The organism is Caulobacter sp. X (assembly GCF_002742635.1).
GTDB lineage: Bacteria > Pseudomonadota > Alphaproteobacteria > Caulobacterales > Caulobacteraceae > Caulobacter.
In genome coordinates this window covers 2553715-2573996 of the sequence record NZ_PEGF01000001.1, presented here as the reverse complement: position 1 = coordinate 2573996, position 20282 = coordinate 2553715, and the positions used below count along the sequence as shown (strand labels likewise).

The following is a 20282-nucleotide window of genomic DNA, read 5'->3' as shown; positions in this document are numbered from 1 at the left end:
CCCGTCCCGCGAGCCTGTCCAGACGCGCGGCTACTTCTTTTCCGCGTAAGGGGCCTTGGCGTCGGCGCGGACGAGGCCGCGCGTGGCGTCGCCCACGCCGACGATGACGAACTGCACCGCCAGGGCGCAGAGGATCAGGCCCAGCACCCGGACCACGATGCTCATGCCGATCCGGCCCAGCGCCCGGCTGATCAGCGGCGCGGCCCAGAAGGCGGCCACGACGACCAGCGAGACGGCGGCGATCACCGCCACCCCGATGCCCGCCCCGGCCAGGCCCAGGGGCCTCGCCTCGGCGGCGTAGATGATCACGGTCGAGATCGCGCCGGGCCCGATCAGCAGCGGCATGGCGAACGGCACGATCAGCCGCTCGAACCGCTTGCGGGCATAGGCGCGCGGCGACTGGTCCTCCAGCCCCTCGGCCGCGTCGGCGAACATGGTGGTGAAGTCGTCGCGCACCATGTCCAGGCCCAGAATGAACAGGATGATGCCGCCGGCGATCCGGAAGGCCGGCATCGAGATGCCGAAGAAGGCCAGGAGGCCCACGCCCGTGAAATAGAAGAAGATCAGGAACGCGGTCATGAACAGGCCGATATAGACGGCCACCATCCGCCGCCCCGCCGCGGCCGCGCCCAGGGTGGCGGCGGCGAACAGCGGCACGTTGCCGATCGGGTCGATCAGGGCGAACAGGGCGACGAAGAAGTTGACGGCGAGTTTGGCCTCGGTCATTCGACGTCCCTACCTTTCAGATCGCGCCCAAGCTTCGCCTCTTCCTAGGGTGAACGGCCGCGCGCGCCAACCCCGGGGACCAAAACATGACCGCCGACCCGCGCCTGATCGTGCCGCTCGACCTGCCCACCGTCGAGGAGGCCCGCGACATGGTCGAGCGCCTGGGCGACGCGGTCAGCTTCTACAAGATCGGCCTGGAGCTCTTGGCCAGCGACGGCATGACCCTGGCCCGTGAGCTGAAGGCCAGCGGCAAGTCGATCTTCCTCGACTGGAAGCTCCACGACATCGGCGCCACGGTCGAGCGCTCGGCCCGCGTGCTGGCCCAGAGCGGCTGTGATTTGCTGACCGTCCACGCCGAGCCCCAGGTGATGAAGTCGGCGGTTCTGGCGCGGGGTTCGTCGTCGCTGAAGATCCTGGCCGTCACCGTGCTGACCAGCCTGACCGACGCGGACCTGATCGAGATGGGCTACGCCTTCGGGGCTCGCGAACTGGTCGAGCGCCGCGTGCGCCAGGCGATCGACTGCGGCGTCGACGGCATCGTCTCCTCGCCGCACGAAGCGGGTCTCGCCCGCGAGATCGCCACGGCGGCCGGCCGCCCGGACTTCCTGATCGTCACCCCCGGCGTGCGCCCCTTCTGGGCGGCCAAGAACGACCAGGCCCGCGCCGCCACGCCCGAAGCCGCCATCCGCGCCGGCGCCAGCCATCTGGTCTGCGGCCGCCCGATCACGGCCGCCAACGACCCGCGCGAGGCGGCGCTGAAGGTGATCGCGGAGATCGCGGGGGTTTGAACCAGATGCTCCCCCGCGATGCGGGGGAGCTGTCGCGGAGCGACTGAGGGGGCTAATGCGGCGTCGCTCCAGCTCGCCCCCTCCGGCCCTCTAGGCCACCTCCCCCGCATCGCGGGGGAAGAACTATTTCACCACCAACCCCACCCCGCGCGCGCGGGGATCGGGCTCGGGAACCGGCGTGCGTCCGCGCACCTGGATCGCCGCGATGTCGCCAATCCGCGAGTGCTCGACGAACTTGTAGCCCTTGCCCTCGAGCGCGCTCTTCACCCCGGCCGCCGGCGGGGCGAACTTTTCGACGATGATGGTGTTTTCCGGCAGCAGCTGGTGGTGGAAGCGCGGCTGCTTCTGCGCGTCCTGCAGCGACAGGTCGAAGTCGTAGACGTTCGCCAGCACCTGGAACACCGAGGTGAAGATGGTCGAGCCGCCGGGCGTGCCGATCACCATGGCCACGCGGCCGTCCTTGGTCAGGATCGTGGGGGTCATCGACGATAGCGGCCGCTTCAGCGGCCCAATGGCGTTGGCGCTGCCGCCCACCACCCCGAACATGTTGGGCGCGCCGGGCTTGGCCGAGAAGTCGTCCATCTCGTCGTTGAGCAGGAAGCCCGCGCCCTGCACCACCACGCCCGAGCCGAACCAGCCGTTGATCGTGTAGGTGTTCGAGACGGCGTTACCCCACTTGTCGACGATCGAATAGTGGGTGGTCTCCAGCTTCCCGAGGCCCGGCGTCACCGCCTTGGTCGCCGAGGGCTTGTCGGGATCGATCTCCTTGGCGCGGCGGGCGACGTAAGCCGGATCGATCAGGTTCGAGACCGGGACCTTCACGAAGTCGGGGTCGCCCAGATACTCGGCGCGGTCGGCGAAGACGCGCTTCTCGATCTCCGAAACCAGGTGGACGTACTTTTCGCCGTTCAGCGCCTGGCCCTTGAACAGCGGCGCGGCGTCCTGCTTCATCAGCAGCATCTGCATCAGGGCGATCCCGCCCGAGCTGGGCGGCGGGGCGGTGATCACGTCATAGCCGCGCCACTTGGCCGTCACCGGCGCGCGCCAGACGGCCTTGTAGCCGGCCAGATCGGCCTTGGTGATCAGCCCCTTGCGCTCGCCGCGCGCCATCTGGGCCACGATCAGCTCGGCGGTCTTGCCCTCGTAGAAGCCCTTATCGCCCTGCTGGGCGATCCGCTGCAGCGTCGCGGCCAGCTCGGGCTGCTTGAACATCGTCCCGGCCTTGGTTGGCGGGAAATAGGCGCGGAAATTGGTCTTCTGGAACTCGGGCGGCACCTCGCGGCTCAGCATGCCGGCGAACTGGTCGTTCACCAGGAAGCCGTCGCGGGCGTAGCGGATCGCCGGGGCCAGCACCCGCGCCCAAGGCAGCCTGCCGAAGCGCTTGTGCGCCATGGCCAGGCCCCGCACCGTGCCCGGGGTCCCCGCCGCCAGATTGCCGAACAGCGACAGCCCCTCGATCACCTGGCCGTCGGGGCCCAGGTACATGTCGGCCGTGGCCGCCGCCGGGGCCGTCTCGCGATAGTCGAGGAAGTAGGGCTTGCCGTTCATGTACACGGTCATGAACCCGCCGCCGCCCAGATTGCCGGCCTCGGGATAGGTCACCGCCAGGGCGAAACCAGTCGCCACCGCCGCATCGATCGCGTTGCCGCCGGCCTTGAGGATTTCCTGGGCCGCCAGGGCGCCGTAGCGATCCGGCGAGGCCACGGCCCCGGCGGTCAGGGCGCGAGCGGCGACGGGCCTGGCCTTCGGCGACGCGGCATGGACCGGCGGCGCGGTCAGCAGGAACGCGGCCGCGAAACTCGCGACGAGACGGGCGAACAGGCGCAAGACGAAGACCTCCCCAGGCGAAGCCAGGAGGTTAGCGGGACTTCTCTGGCTTAGGGAAGCCGCCGGACCTCAGAAGTCGACCGCGACGCCCTTCTTCTCCCAGTCGCCGAAGCGGGTCGGCTCGGGGCCCTCGCGACCGCCCTGTTCGGGCGGCAAGGACAGCGCCTCTTCCGCCGCGCGGCGGGCGGCCGCCTCTTCCAGGGCGCGACGGGCGGCCGGGCTCAAGGCCTTGCCGGGCGCGGCGCCGGGGACTTCTGGAGTTTCGGAGGGGGCGGCGGGAAGATCAGACATGACAAAGGTTTAACATCATCGCGGTTGAAGCCGCCAGCCACATGCTGTTCAACCCCGGCTCCAAGATAACAACGTTCGAATATCGGGGTAATTTAGAGATGAGCCGCAGCCGCTGGCCGCACGCTTTCTTCGCGTCGGCCGCCTTCTACGCCATGATCGGGGTCTGCTGGGGCCTGGCCATGGGCATCACCCAGAACCACGCCACCTATTCCGCCCACGCCCACCTCAATCTTCTGGGCTGGCTGAGCCTGGCGATGATGGGGACCTTCTACGCCACCCTCGGCCAGGACGTGTCCAGCAAGGTCAAGGCCGCGAACTTCGCCATCTCGAACCTGGGCGTGCTGCTGATGATCCCGGGCGTGGGCATGTACCTGGGCCAGGCCGCCCCGCCGGCGGTCTACGGCCCGATGATCACCGCCGGCTCTCTGCTGGTCGCGCTGGGCTTCTTCGTGTTCGGCGTCACCGCGATCCGGAGCCTTTTCCGCACCGTGGCCAACGCCGTCTAGCACGCGGCCCGCGTCGAATCCGCTTGCGCTCGGGCGCGCCTCTTGGCACGGCGAGGCGGTGACTCAAGAACTGAACGACGGCCTCCCCGCCCGGGAGGCCGCCCTGACCCTGATCGACGCGGCCCTGTCGCGGCGCGGCGGCCTCGACGAAGCCGCCTCGGCCAACGGCTTCCGCTTCCTGGAACCGCGCGAGCGCGCCTTCGCCCGCGCCCTGGCCATGGCCGTGCTGCGCCACCTGGGCCCCATCGACCGCGCCCTGGCCGCGCGCCTGCAGAAGGCGCCGCCGGACCGGGTCATGAACCTGCTGCGCCTCGGCGCGGCCCAGGCCTTCCACCTGGAGGTCCCGGCCTTCGCCGCCGTGGCGACCTCGGTCGAGCTGGCCGGCGCCAACAAGACCAGCCGCCCGTTCAAGGGCCTGGTCAACGCCGTGCTGCGCGGCCTGCTGCGCGACGCCCCGCCCAGCGATGATCCCACCCTCCTGGCCCCGCCCTGGCTCTATTCCCGCTGGGTCGCCGCGTTCGGCGAGACCACGGCCCGCCAGATCGCCGCCCAGATCGCCCTGGAGCCCGCCACCGACCTGTCCCTCAAGCCCGGCGCCGACGCGGCCGCCCTGGCTGAAGCGCTGGAGGGCGAGATCCTGCCCGGCGGAACCTTGCGCCTGCGCCGCAAGGGCGACGTCGCGGCCTGGCCGGGCTTCGAGGACGGCGGCTGGTGGGTGCAGGACGCCGCCGCCGCCGTTCCCGCCCGGCTGCTGGACGTCAAGACTGGCGAGGCCGTGCTCGACCTCTGCGCCGCGCCCGGCGGCAAGACCCTGCAGCTGGCCGCCGCCGGCGCGGACGTCACGGCCCTCGACCGCTCGGCCGCGCGCCTCAAGCGCCTGGAGGAGAACCTGGTCCGCACCGGCCTTTCCGCCGAGGTCGTCGCCGCCGACGGCGCGACCTGGGAGGACACGCGGACCTTCGACGCCATCCTGCTGGACGCCCCGTGCAGCGCCACCGGCACCTTCCGCCGCCATCCGGACGTGCTGTGGGCCGCGCGGCCCAGCGACGTCGCCAGCCTGGCCAGTGTCCAGGCGCGCATCCTCGACAGCGCCGCCGGGCGCCTCAAGCCGGGCGGGCGCCTCGTCTATTGCGTCTGCTCGCTGGAGCCCGAGGAGGGCGAGGCCCAGGTCGAGGCCTTCCTGGCCCGCCGCCCCGACATGACGCTGGACCGGATCCAGCCAGGAGAGGCCGGCGCGCCCCAGGCCAGCCTGACCGCGCGCGGAACCCTGCGCCTGCTCCCACACCAGCTGGACGGCGGCCAGGACGGCTTCTTCGCCGCGCGGTTTCGCAAAGCGCGCTGAACCTAAGGTCAAGCTTCCCCATTTCTACGCTTAACGAGTCCCGCCTGGGATGACAGAGCGACTCGGGCCCGCTATCCCAGGCGCATGACCGCGCCGATCATCGCCCCGTCGATCCTCGCCTCCGACTTCGCCCGCCTGGGCGAGGAGGTCGCCGCCATCGAGGCGGCCGGCGCCGACTGGGTGCATGTCGACGTGATGGACGGCCACTTCGTGCCCAATATCACGCTGGGTCCGGACGTCGTTCGGGCCATCCGGCCGCACGCCAAGATCCCGTTCGACGCGCACCTGATGATCAGCCCGGCCGACCCCTACCTGGAGGCCTTCCGCGCCGCCGGGGCCGATATCATCAGCATCCACCCCGAGGCCGGCCCGCACCTGCACCGCTCCCTCAAGCGCATCCGCGAGCTGGGCGCCAAGGCGGGCGTGGTCTTCAACCCGTCCACCAGCATCGACCATGTCGAGTGGATCCTCGAGGACGTCGACCTGCTGCTGGTCATGTCGGTGAACCCCGGCTTCGGCGGCCAGAGCTTCATCCCCGGCCAGCTGCGTAAGGTCGAGGCCCTGCGCAAGATGATCGACAAGGCCGGTCTCGACATCATTCTGGAGGTCGACGGCGGCGTCACCCCGGTCACCGCCCCGCAATGCGTGGCCGCCGGGGCCACCGCCCTCGTCGCCGGCTCGGCGGTGTTCAAGGGCGGCCGCGAGGCCTACGCCGCCAACATCCGCGCGCTGAAGGGCGGCTGACCCCTTGGCCCCAGCCGTCAAGCGTTCCGCCAACGGCTATCGTCCTCCCGCCAGGAAGCGGGCCCGGGTCTTTTGGCGAGCCCTGAAGGCCGAGCTCTCCACCCACGTCGAGCGCGAGTGGTATGGCTGCGGCCCGCACCGCCTGATCCTCTCTGGCCGCAAGGTCGAGGCCCTGGCCGCCCATCCGCGCGATCCGCGGCCGACCAACGCCGGCGCCGGCCGCCGCGTCCTGGCCGGGACCCTGGCGCTGGACGGCGGCTCTCTGCGCATCGGCGAGGCGGGCGACCCGTTCAACACCGCCAGCCCCACGCGCCGCTTCGCCGTCAGCCTGCACCGCTTCGACTGGCTGCCCGACCTCGTTTCGGCCGGCCCCGACGGCGCGCGTCGGGCGCTTCGCCTGCTCGACGACTGGCGACGGGTGTTCGGCAAGTGGAACGCCTTCTCCTGGGGCCCCGAGTGCCTGGAGCGGCGGGTCTTCCACCTGGCCTGCGCCGCCCGCCCCCTGGCCGCCGAGGCCAGCGACGCCGAGGCCGCCGACCTGCGCCGGGACCTCGCCCGCCAGGCCCGCCATCTGGCCGAGATCACCAAGATCCCCGCCCGCGCCCTGGAGCGCGCCGTCGCCGCGACGATCGCCGGCTGCGTCCTGGCCGGCAAGCCGGGCGACGTGCTGATCGACAAGGGCCTGAAGGCTCTCGCCCGCCACATCGACCGCATCGTCCTGCCCGACGGCGGCCACGCCACCCGCTCGCCCGAGGCCGGGGTCGAGCTTTTGTTCGACCTCCTGACCCTGGACGACGCCCTGCGCCAGCGCGGCAAGCCGACGCCCGAGGCCGCCGCCCGCGCCATCGACCGCCTGTCGACCGCTGCGCGCTTCTTCACCCTGGGCGATGGCCACCTGGCGGCCTTCCACGGCGGCGAGACGGTGGGGCCCACGCGCATCGCCGCGGCCCTGGCTCATGACGACAGCGGCCCGCGCCCGCTGATGAGCGCTCCGCACAGCGGCTACCAGAAGATGGTCGGCGGCTCGCTCGAACTGATCGCCGACTGCGGTCCGCCCGCCGCCGGGTTCCTGTCGATCGCCGCCTGCGCCCAGCCGGCCGCCATCGAGATCCTGTGCGCCAAGGACCGGCTGATCACCAGCTGCGGCTGGAGCCCCGAGGCCGCCGGCGCCCACGCCTTCCGCCTGTCCGACGCCGCCTCGACCGTCTCGGTCGGCGACGGCTCGGCCGGCCGGCCGCTGTCGGGCTTCCGCGCCCGCGCGCTCGGCCCCTGGCTGGTCGACGGCGCCACCCAGGTCTCGGCCGAGCGCCACGACGACGTCGGCGGGGTGTGGCTGGACATCGTCCACGACGGCTGGCGCCATGTCGGCCTGACCCACACCCGCCGCCTGTTCCTCGACGCCGTCGCCGACGAGCTGCGCGGCGAGGACAGCCTGACGCCGCTAACCGCCCAGGACCTGGGCGCCGCGTCCGGCCCGCGCCGCTACCTGCCCTTCGCCGTGCGCTTCCACCTGCACCCCGAGGCCCGCGCCTCGATCGCCCGCGATGGCAAGAGCGTGCTGATCCGGGGGCCGAACAATATCGGCTGGTGGCTGAGGAACGACGCGGTCGATGTCGAGATCGCGCCGTCGGCGCACTTCGACCACGGCCTGGCGAGGAAGGCCGGCCAGGTGGTGCTCAAGAGCCAGGTCCGCCCGGAGGTGGGGGCGAAGATCAGGTGGAAGCTGACGCGGGCGGAGGGGTAGGGGCGTGGGCCGCTATAGGCAACAGCCTAGTCGTCGTCATCCTCATCGTCATCGGCGAGAACGGCCTGCTGAGCTTTTAGCAGCTTGATCAGCTTGCCAATCTGTTTCGGCCCCATCTCGCCGCTAACCATCAGACGAACTTTAGTTTCTCCTCCAAGCCGGTTGCGCATCCACTCGACTTCACCAGGTTCGGCTGGCACTTCACGAGGCTTTTCGTCTGGTATTACGAACCGGGGCGCCGCGGCAGCGGCTCGCTCTTCAACAATCACTTCACTCATAGGAACGCCGGTATCACTGCCTTCGACGCCGACCCATAGGCCATCGTCAGAAATAAAACGAACTCGTGCCGGCTTATCGAATTGAAGGACGCCTTGCGACTCCCATTGAACCAGATCCCCGAGGCGAGCGCCGCCGAAGGTGATATTTTGTGCCTCGCTACCTTTTACCTGCGCCAAATCCTCAGCTTTTGAGGCCGCGCCGTCACCGCCTTCGAACGCCTTTTCCTGCTCCAGAAAGCGACAAGTTTCCAGGTAGGCCTTCGTAACCGGCCCAATTGCGCGATCGAGAAAATTCTCGCGCTTAAGATAGGACTCTAAGGCACCCTCGGAGACATGAGCCCCAAAACGATCATAGATATCTTTGAATATTTGCGGACTAAACGCCGCCTGAAACAATGATTTCTTTCGATCTTCTGGCTTGTCTGGATGAATAATATCGACTGCAAGCTGACTAACTCGGACTTCCCCCTTACCAACTTTCTCTGTAAGTCCAAAGTGTGCGAGCGTTGCAATAGCCTTATCAGCTGCACCGCTCGAGCCACTGTAGCCAATATGCTTCGCCGCAACCTCTCGATCAATTGGGTTACGCCGATCAGCGTCAAAAATTTGGCGGATGCTTTGGATGGCCTTCGGAAGAGAGGCGTTCGGATAACCTGGGCTCTGAGCGCGTGCCATTTTCTGATTCCCAACAGGAAGCTTTGCGCCTGAGCTATCACAAGCAGTCACGATAAGCAATTGGAGCGGAGGCACCGCAAGCAATTGAAGCAATAGAAGTTGACGACGGCGCGCGGGGATGCGACAAAGCTCCAACAAGTTCGGAGGCGCAGATGATTCTTAGGAGGGTCGCTCTCGCCGCGTTACGCTCACGAACGCGGTAGGGGCAAACGAGAAAGACCGCCAAGTCCTTCGCGGGGACCGGCGGCCTTAGGTGAGCCAAATTAGAGAGATCCAACTGGCGGGTGTGCTTCTAGCATGCCCGCCATTTTTTTGAAAATAGCACTGCCTTCGCGACCCCGGCCTCTTAGCTAGCGTCACTTTTGGCGCGGCCACCCTCACACCTCTCGAAGGCTGGAGCGTGCTGGACTGACCGGGTTGGTCAAGGACCGCCCTCCGGGCGGCCGCCGCGCGGCGGCGCTGCGCGCCGTCCTTGAGCAACCCGGTCAGTCCAGCGATCGTCTCGCCGTGAGATGTAAGGATGGCTCCCGCCCTGGGCGCTTCCCATAAAGAACCAACACCCTCCGTCATTCCCGCCCTTGTGGCGGGAATGACGGGCGCTTTTGAGTGAAGGTCTCGGCGGTCCCCCTCCCCCGATCGGGGAGGAGAGAGGGCCCCTACCCCATCGCCAGCACGACCCCCGCCAGGCCTACGCCCAGCACCACCCCGCCCGCCAGCGCCAGAAGCAGCAGGCGCTTGTGGCGCGGCGCCAGGACCAGGCCGTGGTGGTCTCGGAGGGTGGCGTAGAGGATGGCGACGGCGGTCAGGGGCGCAATGGCGGCGGCGCCGACGATGAAGCGGGGGCCCTCGTGCTGGCTGGACAGCAGGCTGGCCATGACGACCATCGCCACGCCATAGGCCAGGCACAGGATCAGCATGGCCGACAGGGCGCGGCGGCCGCGAGGCGGCGAGCTCGTCTTCATCAGGATCGTCCCGACTGGGCTTGGAGCAAGCTTGACCGTAATCAAAAGACTCAGAGTTGCATAGCCGCGACGTTCCCGCCGCTACAGCAGCCGCAGGGCCGTCGCCAGGGCGAAGGCCATGACGGCCAGGCTGAGCGTCAGGAAGGCCAGCAGCAGGCGGCGGCGGCCGGGGGTCAGGCCCAGGGTGGCGTGGCGATCGGCCAGCCGCATCAGCGCCACGAAACCCGCCGAGGCGGCGCCGAAGGCCGCGCCGACCGGCGCCAGCAGCTTCCACTGCCCCTCGCGATACAGCAGCACCGCCACCACCAGGATCGCGCCCATGCCGGCCGCGTACAGCACGACCAGGGCTCGGCGCATCCGGGAAACGGCGTGAACGGTCATGGCGAACACCGCGTGGGGCTACTCTGACGTTAGGGTAACGACGTTCGCTTGAGTCGCAAAGGCGGGGTCGGGCGGGCGCCAAGATCCTCCACCGCGATGCGGGGGAGGTGGCCCAGAGGGCCGGAGGGGGCTAGCTCGGCCGATTTCCAGTTCGCCCCCTCCGTCGGCTCCGCCGACACCTCCCCCGTGTCACGGGGGAGGATCTTCACGAGCGTTCGCGGCGCTCTGTGATCCGCGTATCCGGACTCGAAGTGAGCGATTTCAACCACTTCCCACTTTTACACCCCGCTCCATCATCCGCGTAGAAACCGCCCTTATCCTTTACCCACCTCGTCGCGGGGAAAGGGCGCATGGCCAGCGACCATCGTGGCGGCGGGGGGCGATCGAGCGGGGACAGGTTCGAGGGGGATACTCGGACGGTCCGGGGCTGAGCTTGCTGGGCTCACCCGCCCGCCGTCGGCGTGGTTGAAGGCAAAAGGGCGTGTCTGGCTGGAAGCCCGTCCTCTTCGACCGCTGGGTCTTCTGGAAACGGAAGCGCCCAGGTCCCGGTAAGGCCTGAACAGGGCCACCCGACGGGACGCTGGTGGAAAACGGTCGCGCGGAGCGTCGGGCTTCGTCGAAACGGTATTTATCAAAGTTCACCGGACGTCGTCCGGCGCTCCGCGTCCCTTTCCATCCCTTCAGCGGCCAGCCGCGTGAAGCGGCGCCCTCGCGTCTCCGCCGGACCCGATCACCCCCGCTTATTGTCCGGATCGTCCCCTTACGTCAAAGAACGACGTTCGGCAGGTTCCCGCCCCCAACCCAAGATGGAGAACCTTATGAAGAAGTACGTGATTGAGCGCGAGATTCCGGGCGTCGACCAGATGGACGCCGAGCAGCTGAAGGGCGCGGCGGCGACGTCGAACGCCGCCCTCGCCAAGCTGGCCCCTCGCGTCCAGTGGGTGGAGTCGTTCGTGACCAAGGACAAGACCTTCTGCGTGTACCTCGCGGAGGACGAGTCGGTGATCCGTGAGCATGCGGCGCTGAGCGGCTTCCCGGCCACGCGCATCACCGAGGTGGCGGGCGTCATCAGTCCCGTGACGGCGGGCTGACGTCCGTGGCGGAGCCTCGACCCCCTGCGGGGCTCCGCATCCGACTTGAGGCCTGGGAGGCCAAGCGATGCTCGATGTGACAGTGGTCGTGCTGGACGACGGCCTGGCCTCGACGGCGGTGATGCCGATGGAGATCTTCCATTGCGCGGGCCGGCTGTGGAACGAACTGATGGGCCAGGCGACCGAGCCGGCCTTTCGGGTGCGGGTGGTCTCGCCCCGCGGCGATCCGGCCAGAAGTCCGTATGGCCTGATGCTGGGACCGCAGGACTCGATCGACGCGGTCGAGCGCACCGACATCGTCATCGTGCCGACCTCGGGCCTGGAGCTGGACGAGAAACTGATCGAGAACAGCGCGCTCCTGCCCTGGTTGCGTCGCCTTCACGCCCAGGGCGCGCACGTGGCCGGCGTCTGCATGGGCGCGGCCTATCTGGCCGAGGCGGGCCTGCTGGATGGCCGGGTGGCCACCACCCACTGGGCGGTCGCCGACCAGCTGGCCGCGCGCTGGCCCAAGGTGCGCTGGCGGCCCGAGCTGTTCGTCACCGAGGACAGCCGGGTGTTGTGCAGCGGCGGCGTCTGCGCCTCGATGGACATCAGCCTGCACCTGGTCGAGAAGTTCTGCGGCCACGCCGTGGCCCTGCAGACGGCCAAGGCCCTGCTGCTGCCGATGCCGCGCGTCCACCAGTCGGGCTACGCCATGCTGCCGGTGTCCAAGGCCCACGCCGACGAACGCATCCGGGCGATCGAGAGCTTCCTGCAGGCCAACTTCCGCCACGACGTCTCGGTCGCGACCCTGGCCGACCAGGCCGGGATGGGCGCGCGCACCTTCACCCGCCGCTTCAAGGCGGCCACCGGACGGCTGCCGGCCGACTACCTGCAGGCCCTGCGGATCGAGGCGGCCAAGGCCATGCTGGAGCGCGGCGCCGATCCGGTGCAGACGATCAGCGCGGCGGTCGGCTACGACGACGTCGCCTTCTTCCGGCGGCTGTTCAAGCGCGGCTCGGGCATGACCCCAACCGAATACCGCGCCCACTTCGCGCCGATGGCGGTGCGGGGGTACTAGGGCGTGGCGTGTCTAGAACGCCGCGCTGAGGATGGTCCCGTCCGGCAGCAGGGCGGCGCGCTTGAGGCCGCTGGAGGCGAACGGCATGGCGATGTTTCCCGAGGCGTCCACCGCGATCAGCCCGCCGTGGCCGCCGAGGTCGGCGACCTCCTGGATGGCGGCCTGGGCGGCGGCCTCCAGCGCCTCGCCGCCGAAGCGGACGCGATGGGCGATCTGGGCGGCGACGGCGGCGCGGATGAAGTACTCGCCCTGGCCGGTGCAGGAGACGGCGGCATGGCCGTCGGCATAGGTCCCCGCCCCGATCACCGGCGAGTCGCCGACCCGGCCAGGCCGCTTGCCGAACACACCGGCGGTCGAGGTGGCGGCGGCCAGGCGACCCTCGGCGTCGCGGACCACGCAGCCGACCGTGCCGGTGGGCAGAGTGTCCGGCGGGTGGTTGTCCTCGAATGCTCCGGCGCGGGTGAACCATGTGTCCGGGTCCTCGACGGGCTCGAGGTTTTGGTCGCGGGCGAAGTCGATCGCCCCCTGGCCGGCCAGCATGACGTGGGGCGTCTGTTCCATCACCGCGCGGGCGGCCAGGATCGGGCTCTTGAAGCCTTGCAGGGCGGCGACCGAACCGGCCAGGCGCGTGGCCCCGTCCATCAGGCTGGCGTCCAGCTCATACTCGCCGTCGGCGTTGGGCGAGGCGCCTCTCCCCGCGATGTAGAGGCCGCTGGCCTCGAGGGCGACGACCGTCTCGACGGCGACGTCCAGGGCGCTGGCGCCGGCGGCCAGGCGGTCGCGCGCGGCCTCGACCAGGCCGCGCATGTGGGCGATCTCGCCGGCGTAGTCGTGGCCCCGTTTCGCGCCGGCGCCGCCGTGCAGGGCGAGGCTAAAACACTTGTTTGACATTCTGCTTCCTTGGCGGCGCGTCCCGCGCTAGCGTCCCGGCCTTGATTAAAGACAATCGCAGGGAGAGGCGAGATGAAGGCGGTGCTCAGCAAGTCGGTCGGCGGCCCCGAGACCTTGGTGCTGGAGGAGCTGCCCGATCCCGTCGCCGGCCCCGGCCAGGTGCTGATCGACGTCAAGGCCTGCGGCGTCAACTATCCCGACGTGCTGATCATCGAGGACAAGTACCAGTTCAAGCCGCCGCGTCCGTTCGCGCCGGGCGGCGAGGTCTCGGGCGTGATCGCCGCCGTGGGCGAGGGCGTGACCCGCTTCAAGGTCGGCGACCGGGTGCTGGCCTCGACCGGCTGGGGCGGCTACGCCGAGAAGCTGACCCTGGAAGAGGCCCGCTGCACCCACATTCCCGACAACATGCCGTTCGACGAGGCCGCCGCCTTCGTCCTGACCTACGGCACCTCGTACTACGCCCTGAAGGATCGCGGCCACCTGAAGGCCGGCGAGACCCTGCTGGTGCTGGGCGCGGCCGGGGGCGTCGGTTTGGCGGCCGTGGAGCTGGCCAAGGCGATGGGGGCCAAGGTCGTGGCCGCCGCCTCCAGCCAGGAGAAGGTCGACCTCGCCATCAAGCACGGCGCCGACAGCGGCGTCGTCTATCCGAAGGGACCCTTCGACAAGGACGGCCAGAAGGCGCTGGCCGAGCTCTTCAAGGGCGCCTGCGGCTCGGCGGGCTGGGACGTGGCCTATGACGCGGTCGGCGGCGACTATTCCGAAGCGGCCATCCGGGCCTCGGGCTGGGAAGGGCGCTTCCTGGTGATCGGCTTCCCGTCGGGCATCCCCAAGGTGCCGCTGAACCTGACCCTGCTGAAGTCGTGCGACATCGTCGGGGTGTTCTGGGGCGCGGCCGTGGCGCGCGATCCGAAGGGCCACGCGGCCAACCTGAAGGACCTGATGGACCTCTACGCCGCCGGCAAGATCCGCCCTTACGTGTCCGAGCGCTTCCCCCTGGCGCGGGCCGGCGAGGCCATCGCCCACCTCTCCAGCCGCAAGGCGATGGGCAAGGTGGTGATCACGATCGATTAACCACGTTTCGTCGGGCTTGGTTAAGGTTCGCTAATCGTCCTTCTTAGCGAAGCAGACAGGTTGCTCGGCGATTGTGCCCCCGGTCCGGTCGCCACCGCCGAAGCTCCCCCACCGAGCCGAGGCGGCGGACGTCCGGGCCGCTCACGCCCCGACGCGGGATTTTCGCGTCGAGGCCGCCTCAGGGGGCGCAAGGTGACGCTAGGCAGGCGCGGCGACGGACAGGGGCCTTTTGGCGCCGTCGCCGCGCTTGCCGAGTTGCTATTCGCCAGCCGTCTTTCGGGTATCGGCCTCTAGCCAAGACGCCCGCGCTTCGCGAAGATGATCAATGATCACCGATCCAGGAGAGGTCGGACAGCGCGGAGGGAAAACGCCATGGTCGGACGTCTGTACGGCAAGGTCGCCGTCGTCACCGGAGGTTGCTCGGGCATTGGCCTGGGCACGGTCGAACTGTTCGCGGCGGAAGGGGCGATGGTCGTCGCCGCCGACCTGCAGGACGAGAAGGGGGCGATGCTGGAAAAGCGCTTCCCCGACCGCGTCCGCTACATCCGCTGCGACGTCACCGTCGAGGCTGACATCGCCGCCGCCCTGGCGCTGGCGGACAGCGCCTTCGGCGGGCTCGACATCCTCTTCAACAACGCCGGCCACGGCGGCACCCCGGCGGGCGTCGAGGACATGACCGTCGACGGCTGGGACAAGACCTTCGCCCTGCTGGTGCGCGGTCCGGCGATCGGCATGAAGCACGCCGTCCCGCTGATGGCCAAGCGCGGCGGCGGCTCGATCATCAACACCGCCTCGATCGCGGGGCTGCAGGCGGGCTTTGGTCCGCTGGCCTATTCGACGGCCAAGTGCGGCGTGATCCACATGAGCCGCTGCGCGGCCGCCGAGCTGTCGCCGAGGAAGATCCGCGTCAACGCCATCTGCCCCGGCCTGATCGCCACCTCGATCTTCGGGGCCTCGATGGGCCTGCCGCGCGAGGTCGCCGACCAGATGGCCGCCCAGGTGGCGCAGATCGGGCCGAAGATCCAGCCGATCCCGAAGTCCGGCCTGCCCGAGGACATCGCCCGCGCGGCGCTCTACCTGGCCAGCGACGACTCCGAGTTCGTGACCGGCACGCACATCGTGGTCGACGGCGGCATCACGGTGGGCCCGCGCAGCGCGTGGGACGTCAACACGCCCTCGCCGATCCTGGCGGCCATGGGCATCACCCCCGAGCAGGCCGAGCAGATGCGGGCGAGCCTGATCGCATCCGGCGGGGCGGGGTGAGCCTCACCCCCAACCTGCGCGGCGCGCTGTGGATGCTGGCCTCGGCCATCGGCTTCACGGTGATGACCACCCTGATCAAGTTCCTGGGTCCCGGCTATCCGGCCGCCTTGCAGACCTTCTACCGCCAGCTGGCGGGCGTTCTGATCCTGCTGCCGCTGATCGCCCGCGACTGGCGCGGCGCGTTCCGGACGACACGGCCCGGGATCCTGATCTTTCGCTCCAGCGCCGGGGTGCTGGCGCTGATCATGGGCTTCTACGCCTATCAGAAGCTGCCGCTGGCTGACGCCAACGCCCTGTCCTTCACCCGGACGCTGTGGCTGGTGCCGCTGGCGGCCTTCGTGCTGCGCGAGCCGATCGGACCGTTACGGATCGGCGCGGCGTTGGTCGGCTTCGTCGGCGTGCTGATCATGCTGCGGCCGGGCGCGGGCGGAGTCGGCGCCTGGATCGGCTGGCCGCAGGCTTGCGCCCTGGCCTCGGCCTTCCTGTTCGCCCTGACCATCACCGGCATGAAGGTCATGACCCGCGACCACAGCCCCTTCGTGCTGCTGGTCTATGCGGCGGTGCTGGGACTGATCTTCGCGATCCCGCCGGCGCTGTTCGTCTGGCGCTGGCCCAGTTGGCCGGACCTTGGCCTGCTGGCGGCGATGGGCGTGATCGGCACCCTGACCCAAGGGGCCTACATCAAGGGCATGGAGGCCGGCGAAGCCGCCGTCATGGCGCCGATCGACTATACGCGCCTGGTCTTCGCCGTCGGCGCGGGCCTCGTCCTGTTCCACGAGGTCCCGAAGCCGGCCACGCTGGTCGGGGCGGCCATCGTCGTGGCCTCGACCCTCTTCATTTCCTGGCGCGAGCATCAGTTGGCGCGGCGCGCCAAGGCTCAGCCGGCGTAGGCGCGCCGCCAGGCGACGAACTTGGCCAGCCCCTCGGCCAACTTTACCTTGGGTTTGTAGCCGCAGAGGGCGTGGAGCTTGTCGATATTGGCGAAGGTGGCGGTGACGTCGCCAGGCTGCATGGGGCGGAAGACCTTTTTGGCCTCGATCCCGAGCGCCGCCTCCAGCGTCGTGATCATGTCCATAAGGCCGACCGGATCGTTGTCGCCGATGTTGTAGACCTCGTGTCCGCCCTGCACGGGCGGGTGGTCAAGCACACCGAGGACGCCATCGACGATGTCGTCGATATAGGTGAAGTCGCGGGCCATCTTGCCCTCGCCAAAGACCTCGATCGGTTCGCCCCTCAGCATCTTCTCGGTGAAGCCGTAATAGGCCATGTCCGGCCGGCCCCAGGGTCCGTAGACCGTGAAGAACCGCAGGCCCGACTGCGGGAAACCGTAGAGCCGGGCGTAGCTCTGGCTAAGCAGCTCGCAGGAGCGCTTGGTGGCGGCGTAGAGCGACACCGGGCTCTCGGCCGGATCGCTCTCCTTGAAGCCGTCGCCGTTCAGCGGGCGGTCGCCATAGACGCTGGAGGAGCTGGCGTAGACCAGATGCTCGACGTCCGCATGGCGGCACGCTTCCAGCACCGACAAATGGCCCGCGAGATTGCTGCGTTCGTAGGCGAAGGGGTTCTCAAGCGAGTAGCGAACCCCAGCCTGGGCCGCGAGATGGACCACCCGACGCGCCCCCGAGGTTTTCACCAGAGCGGCGAGGCTCTCGTGGTCGGCGATGTCCATCCGGACCATCTCGAAGCTCTCGCGTCCGACGAGGCGAGCCGCCCGAGCCTCCTTGAGGGCCGGATCGTAGTAGGCGTTGAAGACATCGACGCCGATCACCGCCTCGCCGCGTTCAAGCAGCCGCTCGGCGACGTGGCAGCCCACGAAGCCGGCGGCGCCAGTGACGATGACGGGCGGCGTGCTCATGGTCACCCGCGACCGATGCTGGCGTAGGTGAAGCCGTGGCGGACCATCTCGGCGGGCTTGTAGACGTTGCGCAGGTCGACCACGACCGGAGCCTTCATCAAGAGCTTGACGCGGTCGAGGTCCAGAGCCCGGAACTGGTCCCATTCGGTGAGGATGACCAGGGCGTCGGCGCCCTCGGCCGCCTCATAGGCGCCGGCCTTGAAGTCGATGGCGGTGAGCAGCTTCTCGGCCTCGTGGCGGCCTTCCGGATCGAAGGCCTGGACCTTGGCGCCCAGGGCCTGCAGGGCCGGGATGATGTCCAGGCTGGGGGCGTCGCGCATGTCGTCGGTGTTGGGCTTGAAGGTCAGGCCCAGGACGCCGATCGTCTTGCCGGCGAGGTCCTTGGAGCCGATCGCCGCGGCGACCTTGTCGGCCATGGCCTTCTTGCGGGCGTCGTTGACCTCGACCGTGGTCTCGATCAGCCTGGTCGGCGCGCCATAATCCTGGGCGGTCTTGACCAGGGCGATGGTGTCCTTGGGGAAGCAGCTGCCGCCGTAGCCGGGACCGGCGTTGAGGAACTTGCTGCCGATCCGCTTGTCGAGACCAATGCCCTTGGCCACCGACTGGACGTCGGCCCCCACCTTCTCGCACAGGTCGGCCATCTCGTTGATGAAGGTGATCTTCATCGCCAGGAAGGCGTTGGCCGCGTACTTGATCAACTCGCTGGTCCGACGGCCGGTGAAGACGATCGGGGTCTCGTTCAGGCTCAGCGGCCGATAGAGGTCGCGCATCACCGCCTGGGCCCGCTCGTCCTCGGTGCCCACGACCACGCGGTCGGGGCGCTTGAAGTCCTCGATCGCCGCGCCCTCGCGCAGGAACTCGGGGTTGGAGACCACCGCGAACTGGGCGTTCGGATTGGTCTTGCGGATGATCGCCTCGACCTCGTCGCCGGTGCCCACCGGCACGGTCGACTTGGTGACCACCACGGTGAAGCCGTCGATCAGCCCGGCGATCTCCTCGGCCGCGGCGTAGACGTAGCTAAGGTCCGCGTGGCCATCGCCCCGGCGCGTGGGCGTGCCGACCGCGATGAACACCGCGTCGGCGTCCTTGATCGCCTGGGCCCCGTCCAGGGTGAAGAACAGCCGGCCCTCACGGACGTTACGCGCCACCAGGTCGTCCAGACCCGGCTCGAAGATCGGGATCTCGCCCTGCTCCAGCCGCTCGATCTTGCGCGGGTCCTTGTCGATGCACGTCACCACGTGACCGAAGTCGGCGAAACACGCCCCAGACACCAGGCCCACATAACCCGTGCCAATCATCGCTACGCGCATCGAACCACCATGATCTGGGCGCCGCCGTCGTCAGCGGCGCTTCCGCCTATTCCCGTAATCCCCGTCCGGAGGCAAGCGACACGTCGAGCCGTCGTGCGTTCAGGCTTGATGATGCACAGGCCAAACCTTGCGCGTGACCGATGGGGCCGGGCAATGTCCGCCGCGTCCAGGAGAGTTCGAGATCATGCCCGCCCCCGCCCCGCCGCCCGTCACAACCCGCAACGCCGTGGTGTTCCTGGCCGTCATCGCGGGCGGCGCGGCGCTTTACTGGATGCAGGACATTCTGACGCCGCTGGCCCTGGCCGTGTTCCTGGCCGTGATGATCGATAGCTTCGCCCGGGTGCTGACGACGCGCGTGCCTGGCTTTCCGACGCGCGTGGCCTTGCCCGCCGCCGTCGTCATCTCCGTCCTGCTGTTCGGAGCTTCGTTCTGGGTGGTCATCGAGAACGGGCGCGACTTCTTCGACCAGCTCAAGGACTACGCGCCTCGCCTGAACGGGATCATCGCCAAGGCCGCCCATGCCGTCGGCATCCATGTGGCCCCCACCGTCGGCGGCCTGATCAACGAATTGAATCCGCAACGCTACATCGGCCAGGCCGCGCAATCATTCGGCAACTTCGCCTCCAGCGCCGTGCTGGTGCTGATCTATCTGGGCTTCATCATCGCCTCGCGCCGGGGCTTCGCGCGCAAGATCGTCTCGCTTTTTCCGCAACACGCCGAACGCGAGCAGAACATGAAGCTGTTCCAGCGCATCCGCGACGGAGTCGAGCAGTATCTGTGGATCCAGACGGTCACGGGCCTGATGATCGCGGTCGCCGCCTGGGTGGTGATGATGCTGGTGCGGCTGGACAACGCCTTCTTCTGGGCCTTCCTGATCTTCCTGGCCGCCTATATTCCGATCCTAGGCGGGGCGATCGGCTGCTTCATGCCGCCCCTGTTCGCCCTGGTGCAGTTCCCGGACAGTTTCTGGCCCGCGATCATCCTTTTTGCGGCCCTGCAAGGCATCTTCTTCGTCGTCGGCAATGTCATCCTGCCGCGCATGCAAGGCGACAGCCTGAACATGGACCCGACGGTGGTGCTGCTATCGCTCGCCGTCTGGGGCGCGCTTTGGGGCGTGCCCGGGATGTTCCTGTCCACGCCGCTGACCGTGGCGGTTATGCTGATCCTGGCCCAGTTCGAGGGCTCGCGCTGGATCGCCATCCTGCTGTCCGAGGACGGCGACCCCGAAGGCGAACGTCTGGGAGCGGCCAAGCCGCGTCAGGCCTCGCGTTCGCGAAAGAAATGAACGCGCCTCTTAAACGGACGCGATGAGCCCCTATCTAGGGTTAGTCCGGCTCCCCCACCCGGACCCCCCGCCGATCGCGGCCGGCAAAGCCGCCGTCATCGAAGCGGAAAACGCCCGCATCCCCCAAGCGGGCCCGCGCCGCCGGCTCCCCCCAGCCGGCGGCGTTTCCGTTTTCATTCCGCTGTTAAAGACAAG

General features: G+C 68.9%; 21 protein-coding genes and 1 pseudogene. 12 read left to right on the top strand and 10 right to left on the bottom strand.

Features of this window, described 5'->3' with window-relative positions; translation table 11 throughout:
* Positions 1 to 30: 30 nt before the first annotated feature.
* Positions 31 to 726 carry a MarC family protein gene (locus CSW60_RS11980; protein ID WP_099537451.1) on the bottom strand — a complete coding sequence of 232 codons (696 nt, stop codon included), beginning with the start codon at positions 724 to 726 and terminating at the stop codon, positions 31 to 33.
* An 86-nt stretch (positions 727 to 812) separates the two neighbouring features.
* Between CSW60_RS11980 and pyrF the strand changes: the two genes are divergently transcribed.
* The gene (pyrF, locus tag CSW60_RS11975; RefSeq protein WP_099537450.1) at positions 813 to 1514 is read left to right on the top strand and encodes an orotidine-5'-phosphate decarboxylase; all 702 of its coding nucleotides are present in this window, start codon (positions 813 to 815) and stop codon (positions 1512 to 1514) included.
* Between the two features lie 123 nt (positions 1515 to 1637).
* Here the strand turns inward: pyrF and ggt are convergent, their stop codons facing one another.
* Positions 1638 to 3341 (bottom strand): gamma-glutamyltransferase, encoded by a 1704-nt coding sequence (gene ggt, locus CSW60_RS11965; protein ID WP_099537449.1) that lies wholly within the window; start codon positions 3339 to 3341, stop codon positions 1638 to 1640.
* 69 nt (positions 3342 to 3410) lie between these two features.
* Positions 3411 to 3632, bottom strand: coding sequence for a DUF1674 domain-containing protein (locus CSW60_RS11960; protein ID WP_099537448.1), 222 nt, complete (start codon positions 3630 to 3632; stop codon positions 3411 to 3413).
* A gap of 98 nt (positions 3633 to 3730) precedes the next feature.
* Between CSW60_RS11960 and CSW60_RS11955 the strand changes: the two genes are divergently transcribed.
* The 4 genes from CSW60_RS11955 (at position 3731) to CSW60_RS11940 (ending at position 7968) form a co-directional block, all read left to right on the top strand.
* A complete protein-coding gene (locus tag CSW60_RS11955) occupies positions 3731 to 4138 on the top strand; it encodes a hypothetical protein (protein WP_099537447.1) in 408 nt (135 codons plus the stop codon).
* A gap of 58 nt (positions 4139 to 4196) precedes the next feature.
* Entirely contained in the window at positions 4197 to 5480 is a 1284-nt protein-coding gene (locus CSW60_RS11950) for an RsmB/NOP family class I SAM-dependent RNA methyltransferase (RefSeq protein ID WP_099537446.1), read from the top strand.
* Positions 5481 to 5564: 84 nt separating this feature from the next.
* Positions 5565 to 6224 carry a ribulose-phosphate 3-epimerase gene (gene rpe, locus CSW60_RS11945; protein WP_099537445.1) on the top strand — a complete coding sequence of 220 codons (660 nt, stop codon included), beginning with the start codon at positions 5565 to 5567 and terminating at the stop codon, positions 6222 to 6224.
* Positions 6225 to 6228: 4 nt separating this feature from the next.
* On the top strand, positions 6229 to 7968 hold the full coding sequence (locus CSW60_RS11940) for a heparinase II/III family protein (RefSeq protein ID WP_099537444.1): 1740 nt from the start codon (positions 6229 to 6231) through the stop codon (positions 7966 to 7968).
* A gap of 26 nt (positions 7969 to 7994) precedes the next feature.
* Here CSW60_RS11940 and CSW60_RS23145 read toward each other — a convergent pair whose 3' ends face one another.
* The 4 genes from CSW60_RS23145 to CSW60_RS23475 form a co-directional block, all read right to left on the bottom strand.
* The gene (locus tag CSW60_RS23145; protein WP_143324162.1) at positions 7995 to 8921 is read right to left on the bottom strand and encodes a hypothetical protein; all 927 of its coding nucleotides are present in this window, start codon (positions 8919 to 8921) and stop codon (positions 7995 to 7997) included.
* Between the two features lie 421 nt (positions 8922 to 9342).
* Positions 9343 to 9468 carry a hypothetical protein gene (locus tag CSW60_RS23140; RefSeq protein ID WP_143324160.1) on the bottom strand — a complete coding sequence of 42 codons (126 nt, stop codon included), beginning with the start codon at positions 9466 to 9468 and terminating at the stop codon, positions 9343 to 9345.
* Between the two features lie 109 nt (positions 9469 to 9577).
* Positions 9578 to 9883 carry a hypothetical protein gene (locus tag CSW60_RS11935; protein ID WP_099537443.1) on the bottom strand — a complete coding sequence of 102 codons (306 nt, stop codon included), beginning with the start codon at positions 9881 to 9883 and terminating at the stop codon, positions 9578 to 9580.
* Positions 9884 to 9964: 81 nt separating this feature from the next.
* On the bottom strand, positions 9965 to 10264 hold the full coding sequence (locus tag CSW60_RS23475) for a hypothetical protein (protein WP_099537442.1): 300 nt from the start codon (positions 10262 to 10264) through the stop codon (positions 9965 to 9967).
* 500 nt (positions 10265 to 10764) lie between these two features.
* Here CSW60_RS23475 and CSW60_RS24015 point away from each other — a divergent pair.
* The 3 genes and pseudogenes from CSW60_RS24015 to CSW60_RS11915 form a co-directional block, all read left to right on the top strand.
* Positions 10765 to 10845: pseudogene (locus tag CSW60_RS24015) on the top strand (hypothetical protein); the annotation flags it as partial.
* 237 nt (positions 10846 to 11082) lie between these two features.
* On the top strand, positions 11083 to 11355 hold the full coding sequence (locus CSW60_RS11920) for a DUF4242 domain-containing protein (RefSeq protein WP_099537441.1): 273 nt from the start codon (positions 11083 to 11085) through the stop codon (positions 11353 to 11355).
* Positions 11356 to 11422: 67 nt separating this feature from the next.
* Positions 11423 to 12415, top strand: coding sequence for a GlxA family transcriptional regulator (locus CSW60_RS11915; RefSeq protein WP_099537440.1), 993 nt, complete (start codon positions 11423 to 11425; stop codon positions 12413 to 12415).
* Positions 12416 to 12427: 12 nt separating this feature from the next.
* Here the strand turns inward: CSW60_RS11915 and CSW60_RS11910 are convergent, their stop codons facing one another.
* Positions 12428 to 13306, bottom strand: coding sequence for an isoaspartyl peptidase/L-asparaginase family protein (locus tag CSW60_RS11910; protein WP_099537439.1), 879 nt, complete (start codon positions 13304 to 13306; stop codon positions 12428 to 12430).
* Positions 13307 to 13378: 72 nt separating this feature from the next.
* On the opposite strand from CSW60_RS11910, the gene CSW60_RS11905 reads away from it, so the two are divergent.
* The 3 genes from CSW60_RS11905 (at position 13379) to CSW60_RS11895 (ending at position 16530) form a co-directional block, all read left to right on the top strand.
* Complete coding sequence (locus CSW60_RS11905) at positions 13379 to 14377, top strand: NADPH:quinone oxidoreductase family protein (RefSeq protein WP_099537438.1); 999 nt, start codon at positions 13379 to 13381, stop codon at positions 14375 to 14377.
* Positions 14378 to 14749: 372 nt separating this feature from the next.
* Positions 14750 to 15640 (top strand): SDR family NAD(P)-dependent oxidoreductase, encoded by an 891-nt coding sequence (locus tag CSW60_RS11900; protein WP_099537437.1) that lies wholly within the window; start codon positions 14750 to 14752, stop codon positions 15638 to 15640.
* The gene (locus CSW60_RS11895) at positions 15637 to 16530 is read left to right on the top strand and encodes a DMT family transporter (RefSeq protein ID WP_099537436.1); all 894 of its coding nucleotides are present in this window, start codon (positions 15637 to 15639) and stop codon (positions 16528 to 16530) included. Before CSW60_RS11900 ends, CSW60_RS11895 begins: the two co-directional genes overlap by 4 nt.
* Here the strand turns inward: CSW60_RS11895 and CSW60_RS11890 are convergent.
* The gene (locus CSW60_RS11890) at positions 16518 to 17492 is read right to left on the bottom strand and encodes an NAD-dependent epimerase/dehydratase family protein (protein WP_099537435.1); all 975 of its coding nucleotides are present in this window, start codon (positions 17490 to 17492) and stop codon (positions 16518 to 16520) included. The genes CSW60_RS11895 and CSW60_RS11890 overlap by 13 nt on opposite strands.
* 2 nt (positions 17493 to 17494) lie before the next feature.
* Entirely contained in the window at positions 17495 to 18802 is a 1308-nt protein-coding gene (locus CSW60_RS11885) for a UDP-glucose/GDP-mannose dehydrogenase family protein (RefSeq protein WP_099537434.1), read from the bottom strand.
* Positions 18803 to 18986: 184 nt separating this feature from the next.
* On the opposite strand from CSW60_RS11885, the gene CSW60_RS11880 reads away from it, so the two are divergent.
* Positions 18987 to 20087, top strand: coding sequence for an AI-2E family transporter (locus CSW60_RS11880; protein ID WP_099537433.1), 1101 nt, complete (start codon positions 18987 to 18989; stop codon positions 20085 to 20087).
* Positions 20088 to 20282 lie beyond the last annotated feature (195 nt).